The sequence below is a fragment of the Nitrospira sp. SG-bin1 genome, assembly GCA_002083365.1.
In the GTDB taxonomy this organism is placed as follows: Bacteria; Nitrospirota; Nitrospiria; order Nitrospirales; family Nitrospiraceae; genus Nitrospira_D.
On sequence record LVWS01000033.1, the window covers coordinates 340,293 to 355,066 of the forward strand.

The following is a 14,774-nucleotide window of genomic DNA, read 5'->3' on the forward strand; positions in this document are numbered from 1 at the left end:
TCATGTGATAGCACAAATAATCGCAAGGGGTCTTGTAACAAGAATAGGGCGATGTGGAGGCACCATGAAACAGACCATCGGCTTTGATCACGTCACCCTCTGTGTCGACAATCTTGAAGCGGCAGAATTCTTGTTCGCCAAAATCTTAGGTTTTGAGGTGATCTGGTCAGCGAAAGATGTGGGAAGCAGCACCTCATCGATGGATACCGTCGTCGTACAACGTGGAACCGCCAAGATCGCCCTCATGCAGGGTCGAGACAAGACGGGGAAGTCCCAAATCAACGAATTTATCGAAAAGTACGGGCAGGGAGTTCAACATGTCGCCCTCGAAGTCGACGATATCGACACGGTATGTCGAGAGTGGGAGGGACATGGTGTGAAGTTCAGTGGACCGGTGAAAGAAGGGAGAGACGGGTTCGGACCCCTCAAACAACGCTTCACCTATCCTCTTTTCCCGCACAGCGGACTGTTCATCGAATTGACCCAACGGCAGCACGGTGAAGAAGCGGCGAGGACGTTTGTCAGAAGCACGGTGGAGTCACTGTACAAGGATATCGAACGAGACCAAGTGTCCGGGGTTGAGAAGACCATCATCGATTACGACTCGTCTTCGATGTCCGAACACAAACAGAAAAAGCCGCTGAAAAAGGCATCCTAACCAGGCGGTCCACTCTTTCTTGGGAGCGAGCCATGTATCTCACAAGGAGAGGAAAAGTTCCCAACCAAGCCCATGTCGGCATTCCCGAAGGGCTGTATGAAGAAGAACATGGACGAAACGGTTTTGCGGGGTCGGTGTCCCATCTTTACCGCACTCATCCTCCGACAGCATGGATCAGCATCGAGGGAAAGCTGAAGCCGCGAGCCTTTGCTTGCGCGCAGCTTCCCGAGTCCGCATTATCCTTCACCACACGATCAGTACTGATGATGCAAAGCCAGGATGTCAGTCTCTACATCTCCCGGCGACGAGAGACGATGCCCTATTTCGTGCGTAACGCGGATGGGGATGAGGTTTTTTTTGTCCATCAGGGCCGAGGTCTATTTGAGACCGATTATGGCGTTCTGTCTTACGAGGCAGGCGATTATGTAGTGATCCCCAAGGGTACAACCTATCGCACTCACGGCGATGGAGCGCCCTCTTTTTTCCTCATCGTCGAGACTCCGGTTCCATTAGTAGTGCCGGAGCGAGGAGCGCTAGGGCAACATGCGCTGTTCGATAAAGGCGTCCTGGTCGCTCCCGATCTGGAAACAATGGAGCCGGTGGAAGCAAATGGTCGAGCGTGGGAAGTCCACATCAAGCGCCAGGGCGACTGGACGCGGGTCGTCTATCCCTTCTATCCCATGGATGTCGTCGGGTGGAAAGGGGACCTTTGGGTCGCGAAGCTCAATGTGCGGGATTTTCGGCCGGTCGTCAGTCCCCGCTATCATCTGCCGCCGAGCGTTCATCAAACGTTTCAAGCCGGCGGATGCTTGATCTCCACGTTTGTGCCGAGGCCCTTGGAAAGCGATCCGGAGGCGTTGCGTGTCCCCTTTTACCATCGAAATACCGACTACGATGAAGTCCTGTTCTATCATGATGGCGAATTCTTCAGCCGCGCGGGGATTCAGCCGGGGATGCTCACGTTGCATCCACAGGGAATTCACCATGGACCGCAACCACAAGCGGTCCAGGCCGGCAAAACGAAGACTCACACCAGCGAAGTGGCGGTAATGGTCGAGTCCAAAGCTCCCTTCACGGTGCAACCGGAGATGGACGCGGTGGAGATCAAGGACTATGCATTGAGTTGGAGCCGCCCATGAAACTCGTCAGTTTTCGAGTCAAAACTCCTGTAGGGACCTTCACAAGGGTGGGTGCGATACATCGGCAACAGATCGTGGATTTGAACATGGCCTATGCGCGCTGGTTGGCGGACCAACAGGAAGCCCAACCGTATCGCTTAGCCGGTGCACAGGTTCCGCCCACCATGTTGGAATTTCTCGAAGGAGGGTCTTCCACGATAGCAGCCGCACGCCGCGCGAAAGACTACGTGACCGCGCTTCCCGCTTCAGTGAAAGGACCCTCCGGTGAGACGATCCTGTATTCGGCCGCCGATGTTCAACTGGCCGCTCCCCTTCCCAATCCACCGTCGCTCCGGGATTTCATTGCGTTTGAAGATCACATCGCCGCGACTTCGAAGAAGCGGGGACAACCGATTCCACCGGAATGGTACAAGGCTCCCGTTTATTACAAAGGGAACCATCGCACAATTATTGGACCGGATGAGGCCCTACCATGGCCGCTCGACACGACGAAGCTGGACTATGAGCTGGAGCTCGCCTGTGTGATCGGGTGCCAGGGAAAAGATGTTTCAGAACGGGAGGCAGTGGACTACATCGCCGGCTATACGATCATGAACGACTTCAGCGCACGCGACATCCAATTCCAGGAAATGGCCTGCCGGCTCGGTCCGGCGAAGGGCAAGGACTTCGCGACGGCACTGGGTCCCTGTCTCGTGACCCCCGATGAGATTGCTGACCTCGGTGCATTGACGATGATCGCGAGAGTCAACGGAGAAGAGTGGTCGCGAGGGAGATTCGGGAGCATCCACTGGTCTTTTCCCCAGATGATCGCGCATGTGTCGCGAGGTGAAACTATTTATCCGGGAGATGTGTTCGGTTCGGGAACGGTGGGAGGGGGCTGTGGCTTGGAAATGGATCGTTATCTGAAGCCGGGTGATGTGGTGGAGTTGGAAATCCAGCCGATCGGAGTGCTCAGGACTCAGGTCGTGAGCGCCGCGCAAGGGGGTGAAGATGCCGGTCAGCACGGTTGAGCAGGTTCTCGCAGGGGTGGTGGAACGGCATCGCATGCTCTACGAAGGGCCGGCGATCGATGCAAAGTTGAAGGCCGTTATCCGCGCCGGTCGGCATACGAATCTGACGGAAGAGGAGGTTCTGCATATCCTGCGGGTTTCTCGATCGATCTTCTTCGATACCCATGTGGAGGTCGTGTCCGGACATCACACGGCGACCTATCTGCGGTTCGAATCCATCGCGCGTTTTCCGGAGCTGATCCGAAAGGTAGCTCGAGATATGGCTGCCTGGATCAGGCAAACCTTTCAACACCATCCAATAACCGGACTGGTGGCGACGAGTTCGGCCGCGGAACCGCTCGCTGAAGCGATCGTGACCGAGCTTCGTGACACGATGGGACTGAGCATGGTGTTGACGCCGTACAGCTGTGAGACGGGGCGGATAGGAACGGACATCGCGGTCGGTGCCGTCAAAGCCGGTGAACGATTTGTGGCGCTCAACGATGTGACCACGCGCGGCAACTGTGTGAGCAAACTCGGCACCGTCGTCACGGACCATGGAGGTCAGTTGGCGGGAATGATGGTCTTTGCCCGCCGCGACAGCGGCCAATTCCCATTCATGAGCGAGTTGATCGCGCAATATCCCTTCTACTACACCACGGATCTCGACATGCCGCAGTGGGAGCCGGTTCACTGTCCTCTGTGCAGAGCACACACACCCTTATTGTCATGGAAGGATATGCCGGCCTTGTAGGGCGGCGACGTGGAGGTTGTCATGGAGCTTGCCGTTATCGCCAAGGAGATCAAGCGAGACGATCTGCGCCAGATGTACTACTACCTCCGACTTACCAGGGGGCTGGAGGACAGGATCACGGCGCTTTACCGGCAGGGACGTATCGTGGGCGGAGTCTACACCAGCCACGGCATGGAAGCGATTGCCGTCGGGTATGCCTCCGCCCTTGAACGTGACGATATCATCGCTCCTTTTCACCGGGACATGGGCGCGTTTCTCATTCGAGGCTTCACAACCGGCGAGATCCTCGCGCAGTATCTTGGAAAGAAGACCGGGCCGACCAAAGGAAAAGACGGGAATGTCCACATGGGAGACCTCAAGCGGGGCGTGTTCGGATTCGTCAGTCATCTGGCCGACAATCTGCCTGTGGCAACCGGAGCAGCTCTCGCATTCAAGATTCGAGGCGAATCTCGCGTGGTCTGTACGGGAACCGGTGATGGAGGATCCAGCAGGGGCGATTTCCACGAAGCGATGAACTTCGCGGCGGTGCGGAAACTCCCCGTCGTCTTCTTCTGCAACAACAACCAATATGCTTACTCGACGCCGCTTCGTTTGCAGATGGCGGTCGCCAACGTCGTCGATCGGGCAAGAGCCTATGGCATGCCCGGTGAAATCGTGGACGGCAACGACGTGGCCGCGGTTTATCTTGCGGCAAAACGAGCGATCGCGCGAGCCCGTGCAGGAGATGGACCAACCTTTCTCGAATTCAAGACGATGCGGATGCACGGCCATTCCGAACATGACCCGGCCAAATACGTCCCGCGCGAGCTGTTGGAGGAGTGGAAGAAGAAAGATCCGATTCTGAAAGCCGAGCAGCAGCTCAAACAACTCGGTTATGGCGAGGAGTCGTATTTCCAGGAAGTAGCCGAACGGGTGAAGAAAGAAGTCGAGGCCGGTCTGGAATTTGCCGAGCAAAGTCCTCTGCCTGAAGGGCCGGAAGTGTTGGAGGGAGTCTATGCGGAGAGCGCCGGCAGCCATTAGTTGACGACGCGGAGCTTCTTCGGAAGGGAGCGATCCCATGACGACAGACACGATGCAGGAACAGCGGGAAGTCACTTACCTGGAGGCGATTTCGCAAGCCTTGGACGAGGAAATGGCCAGGGATGAGCGGGTATTCTTGATGGGCGAAGATATCGGTACTTACGGAGGCGCCTTCAAGATCACCGAGGGCTTTCTCCAAAAATATGGTGAGTGGAGGGTGCTCGATACGCCGCTTGCCGAATCCGGGTTTGTCGGCGCGGCGATTGGCGCCGCCATCATGGGGTTGCGTCCGGTCGTGGAAATGCAGTTCGCGGATTTTATCTCCTGCGCCTTCGACCAGATTACTGAGGTGGCGGCCAAGAATCATTACCGGTGGGGAGCCGCGGTGCCCATGGTTATCCGCGCACCGTTCGGCGGTGGCGTGCATGGCGGGCCGTTCCATTCTGAATGTCCGGAAGGCTGGTTCTTCCATTCCCCGGGACTCAAGTTGGTCGCCCCGTCCACGCCATACGACGCCAAGGGGCTCCTCAAGGCGGCGATTCGCGACCCCAATCCGGTGATCTACTTTGAGCACAAATTTCTCTACCGACGCATTAAATCCGTCTTGCCCAAAGAAGAGTTCGTCGTCCCACTCGGGAAAGCCGACGTGAAGCGGGTTGGCAACGACATCTCGGTCATTACCTACGGGGCGATGGTCCATCTGGCGCTCGAAGCCGCACAGACATTGGCCGACGAGGGGATCGATCTGGAAGTGGTCGACTTACGCACCTTGATCCCGTTCGATAAGGAAGCCATTTATGCGTCCGTCCGCAAAACCAGCAAAGCCATTCTCCTGCACGAGGACAACAAAACCGGAGGCATCGGGGCCGAGATCGCTGCGCGACTTGCGGAAGACTGTTTTGACTGTTTGGACGGGCCGATTATGCGGATCGCGCCGCCGGATACGCCGGTGCCGTTCAGCACGCCGCTGGAAGAGTTTTTTCTCCCGAAAACGAGCGACATTATTACTGCGGCACGGAGATTGGCGGCTTATTAGAAAGGAAACGAGGTTAAGGCTCAGGCTGAGCTAAGACTTGCAATCACGCTGAACCTCAACCTTGTCCTTAACCTAGGTTCCCAAGATGGCGACCGACATCATCATGCCTCAGCTCGGAGAAAGTATCGCCGAAGGGACGGTCGTGAAGTGGCTGGTCCCCGTCGGAGGGATGATTCAGAAGGACGAGTCGCTCTTGGAAGTCGAAACTGAAAAGGTGACCTTAGAAATTCCGTCCCCCGCCACGGGGCGGTTGAATGAGATCATCGTCCATGAGGGTCAGACGGTTCCCGTCGGCACCCTGCTGGCACGCATTGAGAGCGCGCCGCCTTCGGAAGTCATTAACCGGGTTGGAGGGGTCGTTGTTCGCCCTATGGAACAACCCTCAGGAGGTGAGCAACATCATTCTCCCGCTGTTCGACAGCTGGCGAGGGAGCACGGAATCGATCTTGCGCAGGTGAAGGGAACCGGGGTTGGTGGCCGGGTAACCAAGAAGGATGTCCTCGACTTTATCGCGCAAAGCGGAACTCAGGCCAAGGTCCCTCCAGCAGTTGGTGAGCCTTCCATGGGCGAAGAAATTTTCCCCTTCACGCAGATGCGCAAGACCATCGCCGATCGAATGGTCAAGAGCAAGCAGACATCGGCCCATGTCGCTACCTTCTTCGAAGCTGACTTCTCGCATATCGCCAAATTCCGTGAAGGCCGTAACCTGACTTATCTGCCGTTTGTCGTCCGTGCCACTGCAAAAGCCATTCGAGATGTCCCGATTGTGAACTCGTCGTGGGGCGAGCAAGGCATCGTGGTCAAAAAAGACATTCATATCGGAATCGCCACTGCCCTTGAGGACGGACTCTTGGTGCCGGTGATCCGATATGCCGATCGAAAAGGACTGACACAGCTGGCGAAGGAAATCGCGGACCTTGCGGAACGGGCTAGGTCCAAGAAATTGAGCCCAGAGGAAGTACAAGGCGGAACCTTCACGATCACGAACCATGGCGGGTTCGGCAGCTTGTTCAGCACCCCGATCATCCATCAGCCGCAAATTGCGATTTTGGGCCTCGGCGCGATTCAGAAACGAGCCGTCGTCATTGACGATGCGATTGCCATTCGGCCGATGGGCTACCTCAGCTTGTCGTTCGACCATCGGGTCATCGATGGGGCGACGGCGGATCAATACATGGGGAAGGTCAAACACTATCTCGAACAGAGCCATTGGGAGCAGATCTTGTGAGTAATGTGAGTAAGGAGTGGAGGGAAAAAGTTGTGAACGAGAGGAAACGAGCCGTAATCGTGAGCGCCGTGCGGACGCCGATGGGAAGTTTCAATGGTGCGTTTAGCCAGGTGCCGGCGACGAAATTGGGTAGTCTCGCTATCGCCGAAGCATTGAAGCGGGTCCACGTGTCGCCGGATCAGGTGGACCAAGTCTATATGGGTTGCGTCCTCAGCGCCGGTTTGGGACAAGCGCCGGCGCGGCAGGCCTCGATCGGAGCCGGAATTCCACACTCGATCGGTGCCACGACGGTGAATAAGGTCTGTGGATCGAGCATCCAGACGGTGATCATGGCGTCCCAAGCTATTGCACTTGGAGAAGCGAGCGTCGTCGTGGCGGGTGGGATGGAAAACATGACCCGCGCGCCGTATTTGCTGGAGAAAGCGCGACAGGGTTATCGGTTAGGGCATGCGGAGTTGGTCGACAGTCTCGTCAAGGACGGGTTGTGGGACGTCTACAATAATTTCCACATGGGAAACGGCGGTGAACTGTGCGCGGCCAAGTATCAATTGACGAGAAAAGAACTGGATGACTTTGCATTCGAGAGTTATCGGCGCGCGCGCGAGGCGATAGCGACTGGAATCTTTAAGGAGGAAATTGTGCCCGTCGAGGTACCGCAACGCAAAGGTCCGGCAGTGGCGATAACGGAGGACGAGGAGCCGAATCGAGTCGACCTCAGCAAGATGCGTGAGTTGAAGCCGGTATTCCAGGAAGGCGGCGTCCTGACCGTGGGTAATTCCCCCTCCTGTAATGATGGTGCGGCGGCGTTGGTTGTCATGGCGGAAGAGGAGGCGGCACGTCTCGGGCTTGTCCCGATGGCGCGTATTGTCGGCTACGCCGGAGCGGCGCTGGCACCGGAATGGTTTACGATCGCGCCGATTGACGCGATTAAACGGGTGCTCAAGAAAACGGGCCTGACGATTGGGGACATCGATGTGTTCGAAATCAACGAAGCGTTTTCAGCCGTGTCCCTCGCGATCAACAGGGAATTGGGACTCGACGAGAAGAGGGTCAATGTGAACGGTGGAGCGGTCGCGCTCGGACATCCTATCGGGGCAACCGGAGCACGCATCCTTACGACGTTGCTTCATGCCATGGCCGCGCGTGGGGCGAGACGGGGCTTAGCCGGCCTTTGCATCGGCGGGGGAGAAGCGTTGGCGATCATAGTAGAGCGGGAATAGCGAGAATTGCGAGACGTGCGAGCAATGCGGAATCGAGAAGAAAGGCATCGAGCGGTCGCGGCTCGCGCTTCTCGCCCACGTCTCGCTCGTCCCGCCGGTGAAACATGACACTCGACGAGATCAAGACGATCGGAGTGGTGGGAGCCGGCCAGATGGGCCGTGGCATCAGTCAAGTGTGCGCCACCGCAGGCTTTGAAGTGCTTCTTGTAGACGTGAGCGAGCAATCAGTAACGGAGGCCATTTCCAAGGTTCGAGACGGATTAGAACGGGCGGTTGAACGGGGCAGTCTCACTGATCGCCAAGCTGGTCAGGTGCTGGCCCTCATTCACCCGCTGGTACAGCTTGATCATTTACGAGATGCCCAGCTCGTGATCGAAGCGATCCCTGAAGATCTCCCGCTCAAGCGGGCACTCTTCGCCGAATTGAACCGAATCTGCGTGTCGCAGGCGGTGCTGGCAAGCAACACTTCATCCATCTCAATCACGAAGTTGGGAGCTGCCTCGGGCCGGCCCGACCGTGTCGTGGGATTGCATTTCATGAATCCTGTTCCAGTCATGCGCCTCGTGGAAATCGTCCGTGGACTGGAGACATCCGAACGAACGGTGCGACTCGTGCTCGACTTGGCAACGCGTTTGGGGAAAACGCCGGTTGTGGCCAAGGATGTGCCGGGATTCATCGTAAACCGAGTCCTGATCCCCATGATCAATGAAGCCATTTTTGCCTTGGAGGAAGGCGTGGCATCTGTCCAGGACATCGATCTGGCGATGACCACCGGCGCCAATCATCCCGTGGGACCACTGGCCCTTGCCGATCGCATCGGCTTGGACACAATGCTGGCCATCTGTGAAGTGCTGTACCAAGACTTGGGAGATCCCAAATTTCGCCCATGTTCCATGCTGAGGCAATATGTCCAGGCCGGGTGGTTGGGGCGGAAGAGCGGCCGTGGGTTTTATGTCTATGAAGGGAGGAATGAACGGCAGGAAGCAATCAACAGTAGGTCCTGATCTGATTCCTCACCACCACGATCTGGAGCAGATCGATGCAAGAACGCAAAACAAAATTCACCTCCCTCTCAGGATTCGATACCGACCGTGTGTACACCCACCACGATTTGAAGGACTGGTCGCCGGAGGAGCAGCTAGGAGCACCGGGCGAATTCCCGTACACCCGAGGCGTGTATCCGACCATGTATCGCGGCCGGCTCTGGACGATGCGGCAATTCGCCGGGTTCGGCTCGGCCGAGGACACCAACCGCCGCTTCAAATATCTCCTTCAACATGGGCAAAACGGACTGAGCGTCGCGTTCGACATGCCGACGTTGATGGGGATCGACGCAGATGATCCGCGCGCACATGGCGAGATCGGCCACTGCGGCGTGGCGATCTCGTCGCTCAATGATATGGACCGACTCTTCGACGGCATTCCGCTCGATCAGGTCACCACCTCGATGACGATCAATGGTCCGGCCGCCGTGATCTTCGCGATGTACCTCGCGGTCGCGGAGAAGCGCGGCATCAGCCTTGAGCGACTGGACGGCACCTCGCAGAACGATATTCTGAAGGAATACATCGCGCAGAAAGAGTGGCTCTTTCCGCCGGAACCTTCCCTCCGCTTGATCACCGACACCATCGCCTACTGCGCTGAGCATGTGCCCAAGTGGCACCCGGTCAGTGTCAGCGGCTACCATATACGAGAAGCCGGCTCCACCGCGGTGCAGGAACTTGCCTTTACTCTCTATGACGGCCTGACCTATGTGGAAGCAGCGGTGAAATCTGGTCTTGCCGTGGACCGGTTCGCTCCGCAGCTCTCGTTCTTTTTCAATGCCCACAACGACTTTTTCGAGGAGATCGCCAAGTTCCGCGCGGCCCGCCGACTGTGGGCACGCGAAATGGCGCGCCGGTATCGGCCGAGCGATCCCCGCTCGATGCAGCTCCGCTGCCACGCGCAGACCGCCGGCTGTTCTCTGACGGCGCAACAGCCGATGAACAACGTGGTGCGGACGACGATTCAGGCGCTGGCGGGGGTCTTGGGCGGCACGCAGTCCCTCCATACCAATTCTATGGACGAAACGCTCGCGCTGCCGACCGAAGATGCGGTGAAACTGGCGTTGCGCACACAGCAGATCATCGCGCAGGAGAGCGGGGTCACCAACAGCGTCGATCCTCTTGGCGGCTCCTACTATGTCGAAACCCTCACGAATCGCCTCGAAGAAGCGGCACTGGATTACTTCCGTCGGTTGGATGACATGGGCGGCATGGTCCAGGCGATCGAGCGGGGATTCCCGCAGCGTGAAATCCTCGACGCCTCGCAACGGTATCAGCGCGAGTTGGAACGCAAGGAGCGGATCGTCGTCGGGGTCAACGAATATGTGGAACCGGACGAACGGCCGATCCCTATTCTCAAGATCGGACAGGAAGTCGAGAGCGAACAGGTGGCGCGTCTTTCAGACCTCCGCAAATGTCGGGATTCTTTCAAGATGGCCGGTGCTGTCGAGGCGCTGCAGGAAGCAGCTTCATGCAGCGAGAACGTGATGCCGTATCTCATCGAGGCGGTGAAGGCCAAGGCGACGTTAGGGGAAATCTGCACGGCGTTGAAAGAGGTGCTGGGCACGTATCGGGAGCCAGTGGTGTTGTGATGGGTGGCTCAGCTGGCGAAGGGCGGGCAGCCTCGCGGGCGCCATTATGCGACAGAGCCGTGCGGCCAATTGCGTTCTGTCCTGTTGGCCGGACGCTCCTCAAAGGCCGCGCCCTGTGGGTGCAAAGCCGTCGCGTCCGGAGCCGCTATTGGCTACTGAATCAAATTCGACGCAATGGCTCCGCGCTCGGTGCCCATCCCTTCCAGCTGAGCCGTTAGAGGGGAGGGGGAGGAATTGCCAGTCGCATGCGCGCAGTGGGAGGCATCACGGTCATCCGCTGCCGAAGGAGAGGATGTAGAGGAGCAGGCGCTCTGCTCGGTGCCCATCCCTCTCAGCTGAGCCGTTAAAGTGGAGAGGAGAGCAAGCAAGAGTACGAGTAACGAGTAACGAATAACAAATAACAAATAACAAATAACAAATCTTATGAAGCTCGGCGCGTTTGAAATATATCCGGTGAGTGACGGTCGGTTTCGGCTGGATGGCGGAGCGATGTTCGGGGTCGTGCCGAAAGTGTTGTGGGAGAAGTGTTGTCCCGCCGATGACCTGAACCGGATCTCACTCAGTCTGACGGCTCTATTGATCAGGGCGAACGGCAAGAACATCCTGGTCGATACCGGGCTGGGACCGAAGGGGGACGAGAAGTTTCAGCGCATGTTCGCCGTCGAGCGGACGCCGACCATCCTCGAATCATTGAAGCGATTAGGACTGGGACCGGATGACATCCATCTAGTGATCAATACGCATCTGCATTTCGACCATGCCGGAGGAAACACCATACGAGAAGGGGATGGGCGCATCAGGCCCGCCTTTCCCAAGGCACGCTACGTCATCCAACGTGGTGAATTTGAAGATGCGGCCCGCGCCAACGAACGGACCAGAGCAAGCTATCGCCCGGAGAACTTTACACCGATCGATCACATCAAGCAGTGGGAATTCTTGCACGGCGATACGGAACTGGTTCCCGGCGTGACCGCCGTCGTCACAGCCGGCCATACGCGCTGCCATCAGAGCGTCAAGATCGAATCGGAAGGGCAGGTGGCGATCTTCCTCGGAGACTTGATTCCGACCGTGTCCCATCTGCCGCTTCCCTACATCATGAGCTACGATCTCTTCCCCATCCAGACCTTGGAGACGAAACGATGGGTGTTGGATCGCGCGTTCGAAGAGCGATGGCTGCTGCTCTTCGAGCATGATCCGGTGGTCCAGGCCGGGCATGTTCACAAGGATCAGGAAGGCAAGTATGTGCTTCGGGAGGTGGCGGCATGGCAGTAGCAAGCAAGCCCCTTCGCATTCTGATCGGCAAAGTGGGCCTCGACGGTCATGACCGGGGTGTGAAGCTCATCGCGCGCGCATTGCGAGACGCCGGCATGGAAGTCATTTATACGGGTCTGCACCAGACGCCGGAACAGATCGTCAGTACGGCGATCCAAGAGGATGTGGATGCGATCGGCTTGAGCATTCTTTCCGGCGCGCACAATACGCTGTTCCGGCGCGTCCTCGAACTCCTTAAAGAACAGGATGCCGACGACATTGCCTTGTTCGGCGGTGGAATCATTCCCGATGAAGACGTTCCGGCGCTCACAGCGGCCGGTGTGAAGGCCCTGTTCAGGCCGGGAGCGCCGATCCAGGAAATCGTGCAGTTCGTCAAAGGACTCAAAAACTGAGCTGAGGCACCATGCGTACATTGACGACTTCAGTCGTTGCCACGAGCAGCGAATTCGCGTCGAATCGTGCACACTATGAGGGGCTGATGGCGGACCTCCAGAAACATCTTGGCCTTGCTCGAGCAGGAGGACCACCGGAAGCAGTCGCGCTTCATCAACAGCGAGGCAAGCTGACCGCTCGGGAGCGCATAGCGAAGTTACTCGATCCGGACAGGCCTTGGCTGGAGCTCAGTCCCCTGGCGGCATTCGGCATGTACGACGACCTCATCGCCGCCGCCGGCCTGATCACCGGCATCGGCTACGTGTCGGGGCGGCCTTGTGTCATCGCGGCCAACGACGCGACGGTCAAAGGCGGGACCTATTTTCCCATGACGATCAAGAAACATCTTCGGGCCCAGGAGATCGCGCTGGAAAATCGGCTGCCCGCGCTCTATCTCGTGGATTCCGGAGGCGTGTTCCTGCCCATGCAGGCGGAGGTCTTCGCCGATAAGGAGCACTTCGGACGGATTTTTTATAACCAGGCGCGCATGTCCGCCCTCGGCATTCCTCAAATTGCCGCAGTCATGGGGATGTGCACTGCGGGTGGCGCCTATGTGCCGGCCATGTGCGATGAAAACGTGATCGTCAAAGGGACCGGCACCATTTATCTGGCGGGACCGCCGCTGGTCAAGGCGGCGACCGGCGAGGAGGTCACCGCCGAAGAACTCGGCGGGGCAGATCTTCACACGAGACTTTCGGGGGTGAGCGATCACCTGGCGGACAATGACCATGAGGCGCTTGAGATCTGCAGGTCGATTGTCGACACACTGCCTAGACGGCCGGTCCTTCGCAGACCGGCGGCGATCGAAGAGCCGCGTTTCCCGTCTGGCGAGCTGTATGGACTCATCCCAAGCAACCCGCGCCAGACATTCGATGTCCGTGAAGTCATCGCTCGCCTGGTGGACGGCAGTCGATTCCAGGAGTTCAAGGCTCGGTACGGCCGAACGCTCACATGCGGCTTCGCCCGTTGGATGGGGCATCAGGTCGGCATCGTCGCGAACAACGGCGTGCTTCTCTCCGAAGCCGCCCTGAAAGGCGCGCATTTCGTACAACTCTGCGCTCAGCGGCGATTGCCTCTCGTGTTTCTCCAAAACATCACCGGCTTTATGGTCGGGAAGGAGTATGAGGCACGCGGGATCATTAAGGACGGCGCCAAGATGGTACAGGCGGTGGCGACCGCCGATGTCCCAAAGTTCGCGATCATGATCGGCGCCTCTCATGGTGCCGGCAATTACGCCATGTGCGGACGGGCCTATGGGCCGCGTTTTCTGTTCCTGTGGCCCAACGCTCGAACCTCGGTGATGGGGGCGCAACAGGCAGCGCAGGTACTCTTGACGGTGAAACAGCAACAGCGTGCCCGCGACAAGGCCGCCCTGTCAGAAGACGAGCAGCGAAAGATCACGGACTCCATTCACGCACAGTATGAGCGGGAGGGCAGTCCCTACTTCAGCACGGCTCGGCTCTGGGATGACGGCATCATCGATCCGGTGGAGACGAGGAAGATTCTCGGCCTGTGTCTGGATGTCGCGCTGACGACGCCGGTCCGCTTGTCGCACTACCCGGTCTTCCGCATGTGAGGAGCCGATGGAGCGGTTTACGTCTATTCTCGTCGAGTCGAATACAGGCTGCGCACGAGTGACGCTCAATCGGCCCGATCGTCGGAACGCGTTCGACGCGCTCATGGTGGAGGAGCTGTGCAAGGCCTTTCGTACATTGGGACAAGATCACTCGCTGCGTACGATTACCTTGGCCGGCGCCGGTTCCACATTCTGCGCTGGAGCGGACATCCGGTGGATGGGACCGGAACGGACCGTCTCCGCCACGGAAGCGCAGCAGGACGCCGAGCGCTTACTCGAGATGTTCCGCACCATCGATGCATGTCCCTGTCCCGTGATCGGACGCATCCAGGGAGCCACCTATGGCGGAGGAATCGGGTTGATCGCCGGGTGTGACATCGCCGTGGCCGCTACGGAGGCAACCTTCACGTTCAGCGAAGTCCGCTTGGGGTTAGTGCCGGCGGTGATCGCGCCCTTTGTCCTCGCGAAGACCGGCGACTCGTTCGTACGCCGATTCTGTTTCACCGGCGAGCCGTTTTCCGCCTCACTCGCTCGAGAGGGCGGTCTTATCCACGATGTGGTTGAGCCAGCTGCTCTTGACGCCCGTGTCGCGGCATTGCTCGAGCGGATCTCCCTCCTTGCTCCGCAGGCTGTACGAGACACGAAGGCACTGCTACGTCGACTTCGCCGTCTATCCGATGAGGAACGCTGGAAGGTTTGTGTCGAAGCAAACGTTCGGGCTCGCCTCTCTCCAGAGGCACGGGAAGGACTTCGCGCTTTTCACGAACGCCGAACACCGAACTGGGCCATGCCGTCAGGCAGGGGATGAGGGCACA

At 58.2% G+C, this 14,774-nt stretch carries 13 protein-coding genes and 1 pseudogene; all 14 read left to right on the forward strand.

Annotated features, from left to right (window positions below; all coding sequences use genetic code 11):
- Positions 1–64 precede the first annotated feature (64 nt).
- The 14 genes and pseudogenes from A4E19_06075 (at position 65) to A4E19_06140 (ending at position 14,767) form a co-directional block, all read left to right on the forward strand.
- Positions 65–658: a hypothetical protein gene (locus A4E19_06075; protein ID OQW32916.1), complete on the forward strand. Its 594-nt coding sequence runs from the start codon at positions 65–67 to the stop codon at positions 656–658.
- A gap of 32 nt (positions 659–690) precedes the next feature.
- Complete coding sequence (locus A4E19_06080; GenBank protein OQW32917.1) at positions 691–1,797, forward strand: DNA helicase RuvA; 1,107 nt, start codon at positions 691–693, stop codon at positions 1,795–1,797.
- Positions 1,794–2,807 (forward strand): hypothetical protein, encoded by a 1,014-nt coding sequence (locus tag A4E19_06085; protein OQW32918.1) that lies wholly within the window; start codon positions 1,794–1,796, stop codon positions 2,805–2,807. The genes A4E19_06080 and A4E19_06085 overlap by 4 nt, the downstream gene beginning before the upstream one ends.
- The gene (locus A4E19_06090; protein OQW32919.1) at positions 2,788–3,540 is read left to right on the forward strand and encodes a hypothetical protein; all 753 of its coding nucleotides are present in this window, start codon (positions 2,788–2,790) and stop codon (positions 3,538–3,540) included. Before A4E19_06085 ends, A4E19_06090 begins: the two co-directional genes overlap by 20 nt.
- Positions 3,541–3,561: 21 nt before the next feature.
- Positions 3,562–4,560: a pyruvate dehydrogenase gene (locus A4E19_06095; GenBank protein OQW32920.1), complete on the forward strand. Its 999-nt coding sequence runs from the start codon at positions 3,562–3,564 to the stop codon at positions 4,558–4,560.
- 37 nt (positions 4,561–4,597) lie between these two features.
- Complete coding sequence (locus A4E19_06100) at positions 4,598–5,596, forward strand: pyruvate dehydrogenase (GenBank protein OQW32921.1); 999 nt, start codon at positions 4,598–4,600, stop codon at positions 5,594–5,596.
- Between the two features lie 85 nt (positions 5,597–5,681).
- Positions 5,682–6,824, forward strand: a complete 1,143-nt coding sequence (locus tag A4E19_06105; protein ID OQW32922.1) for a hypothetical protein — start codon at positions 5,682–5,684, stop codon at positions 6,822–6,824.
- An 80-nt stretch (positions 6,825–6,904) separates the two neighbouring features.
- Positions 6,905–8,044, forward strand: coding sequence for an acetyl-CoA acetyltransferase (locus tag A4E19_06110; protein OQW33190.1), 1,140 nt, complete (start codon positions 6,905–6,907; stop codon positions 8,042–8,044).
- A gap of 104 nt (positions 8,045–8,148) precedes the next feature.
- Positions 8,149–9,048, forward strand: a complete 900-nt coding sequence (locus A4E19_06115) for a 3-hydroxybutyryl-CoA dehydrogenase (GenBank protein OQW32923.1) — start codon at positions 8,149–8,151, stop codon at positions 9,046–9,048.
- Between the two features lie 35 nt (positions 9,049–9,083).
- A complete protein-coding gene (locus tag A4E19_06120; protein ID OQW32924.1) occupies positions 9,084–10,679 on the forward strand; it encodes a methylmalonyl-CoA mutase in 1,596 nt (531 codons plus the stop codon).
- A 423-nt stretch (positions 10,680–11,102) separates the two neighbouring features.
- Positions 11,103–11,876: pseudogene (locus A4E19_06125) on the forward strand (MBL fold metallo-hydrolase).
- A 65-nt stretch (positions 11,877–11,941) separates the two neighbouring features.
- The gene (locus A4E19_06130; protein ID OQW32925.1) at positions 11,942–12,343 is read left to right on the forward strand and encodes a methylmalonyl-CoA mutase; all 402 of its coding nucleotides are present in this window, start codon (positions 11,942–11,944) and stop codon (positions 12,341–12,343) included.
- An 11-nt stretch (positions 12,344–12,354) separates the two neighbouring features.
- Complete coding sequence (locus A4E19_06135) at positions 12,355–13,959, forward strand: methylcrotonoyl-CoA carboxylase (protein ID OQW32926.1); 1,605 nt, start codon at positions 12,355–12,357, stop codon at positions 13,957–13,959.
- Positions 13,960–13,966: 7 nt separating this feature from the next.
- Entirely contained in the window at positions 13,967–14,767 is an 801-nt protein-coding gene (locus tag A4E19_06140) for a hypothetical protein (protein ID OQW32927.1), read from the forward strand.
- The last annotated feature ends 7 nt before the right edge of the window (positions 14,768–14,774 follow it).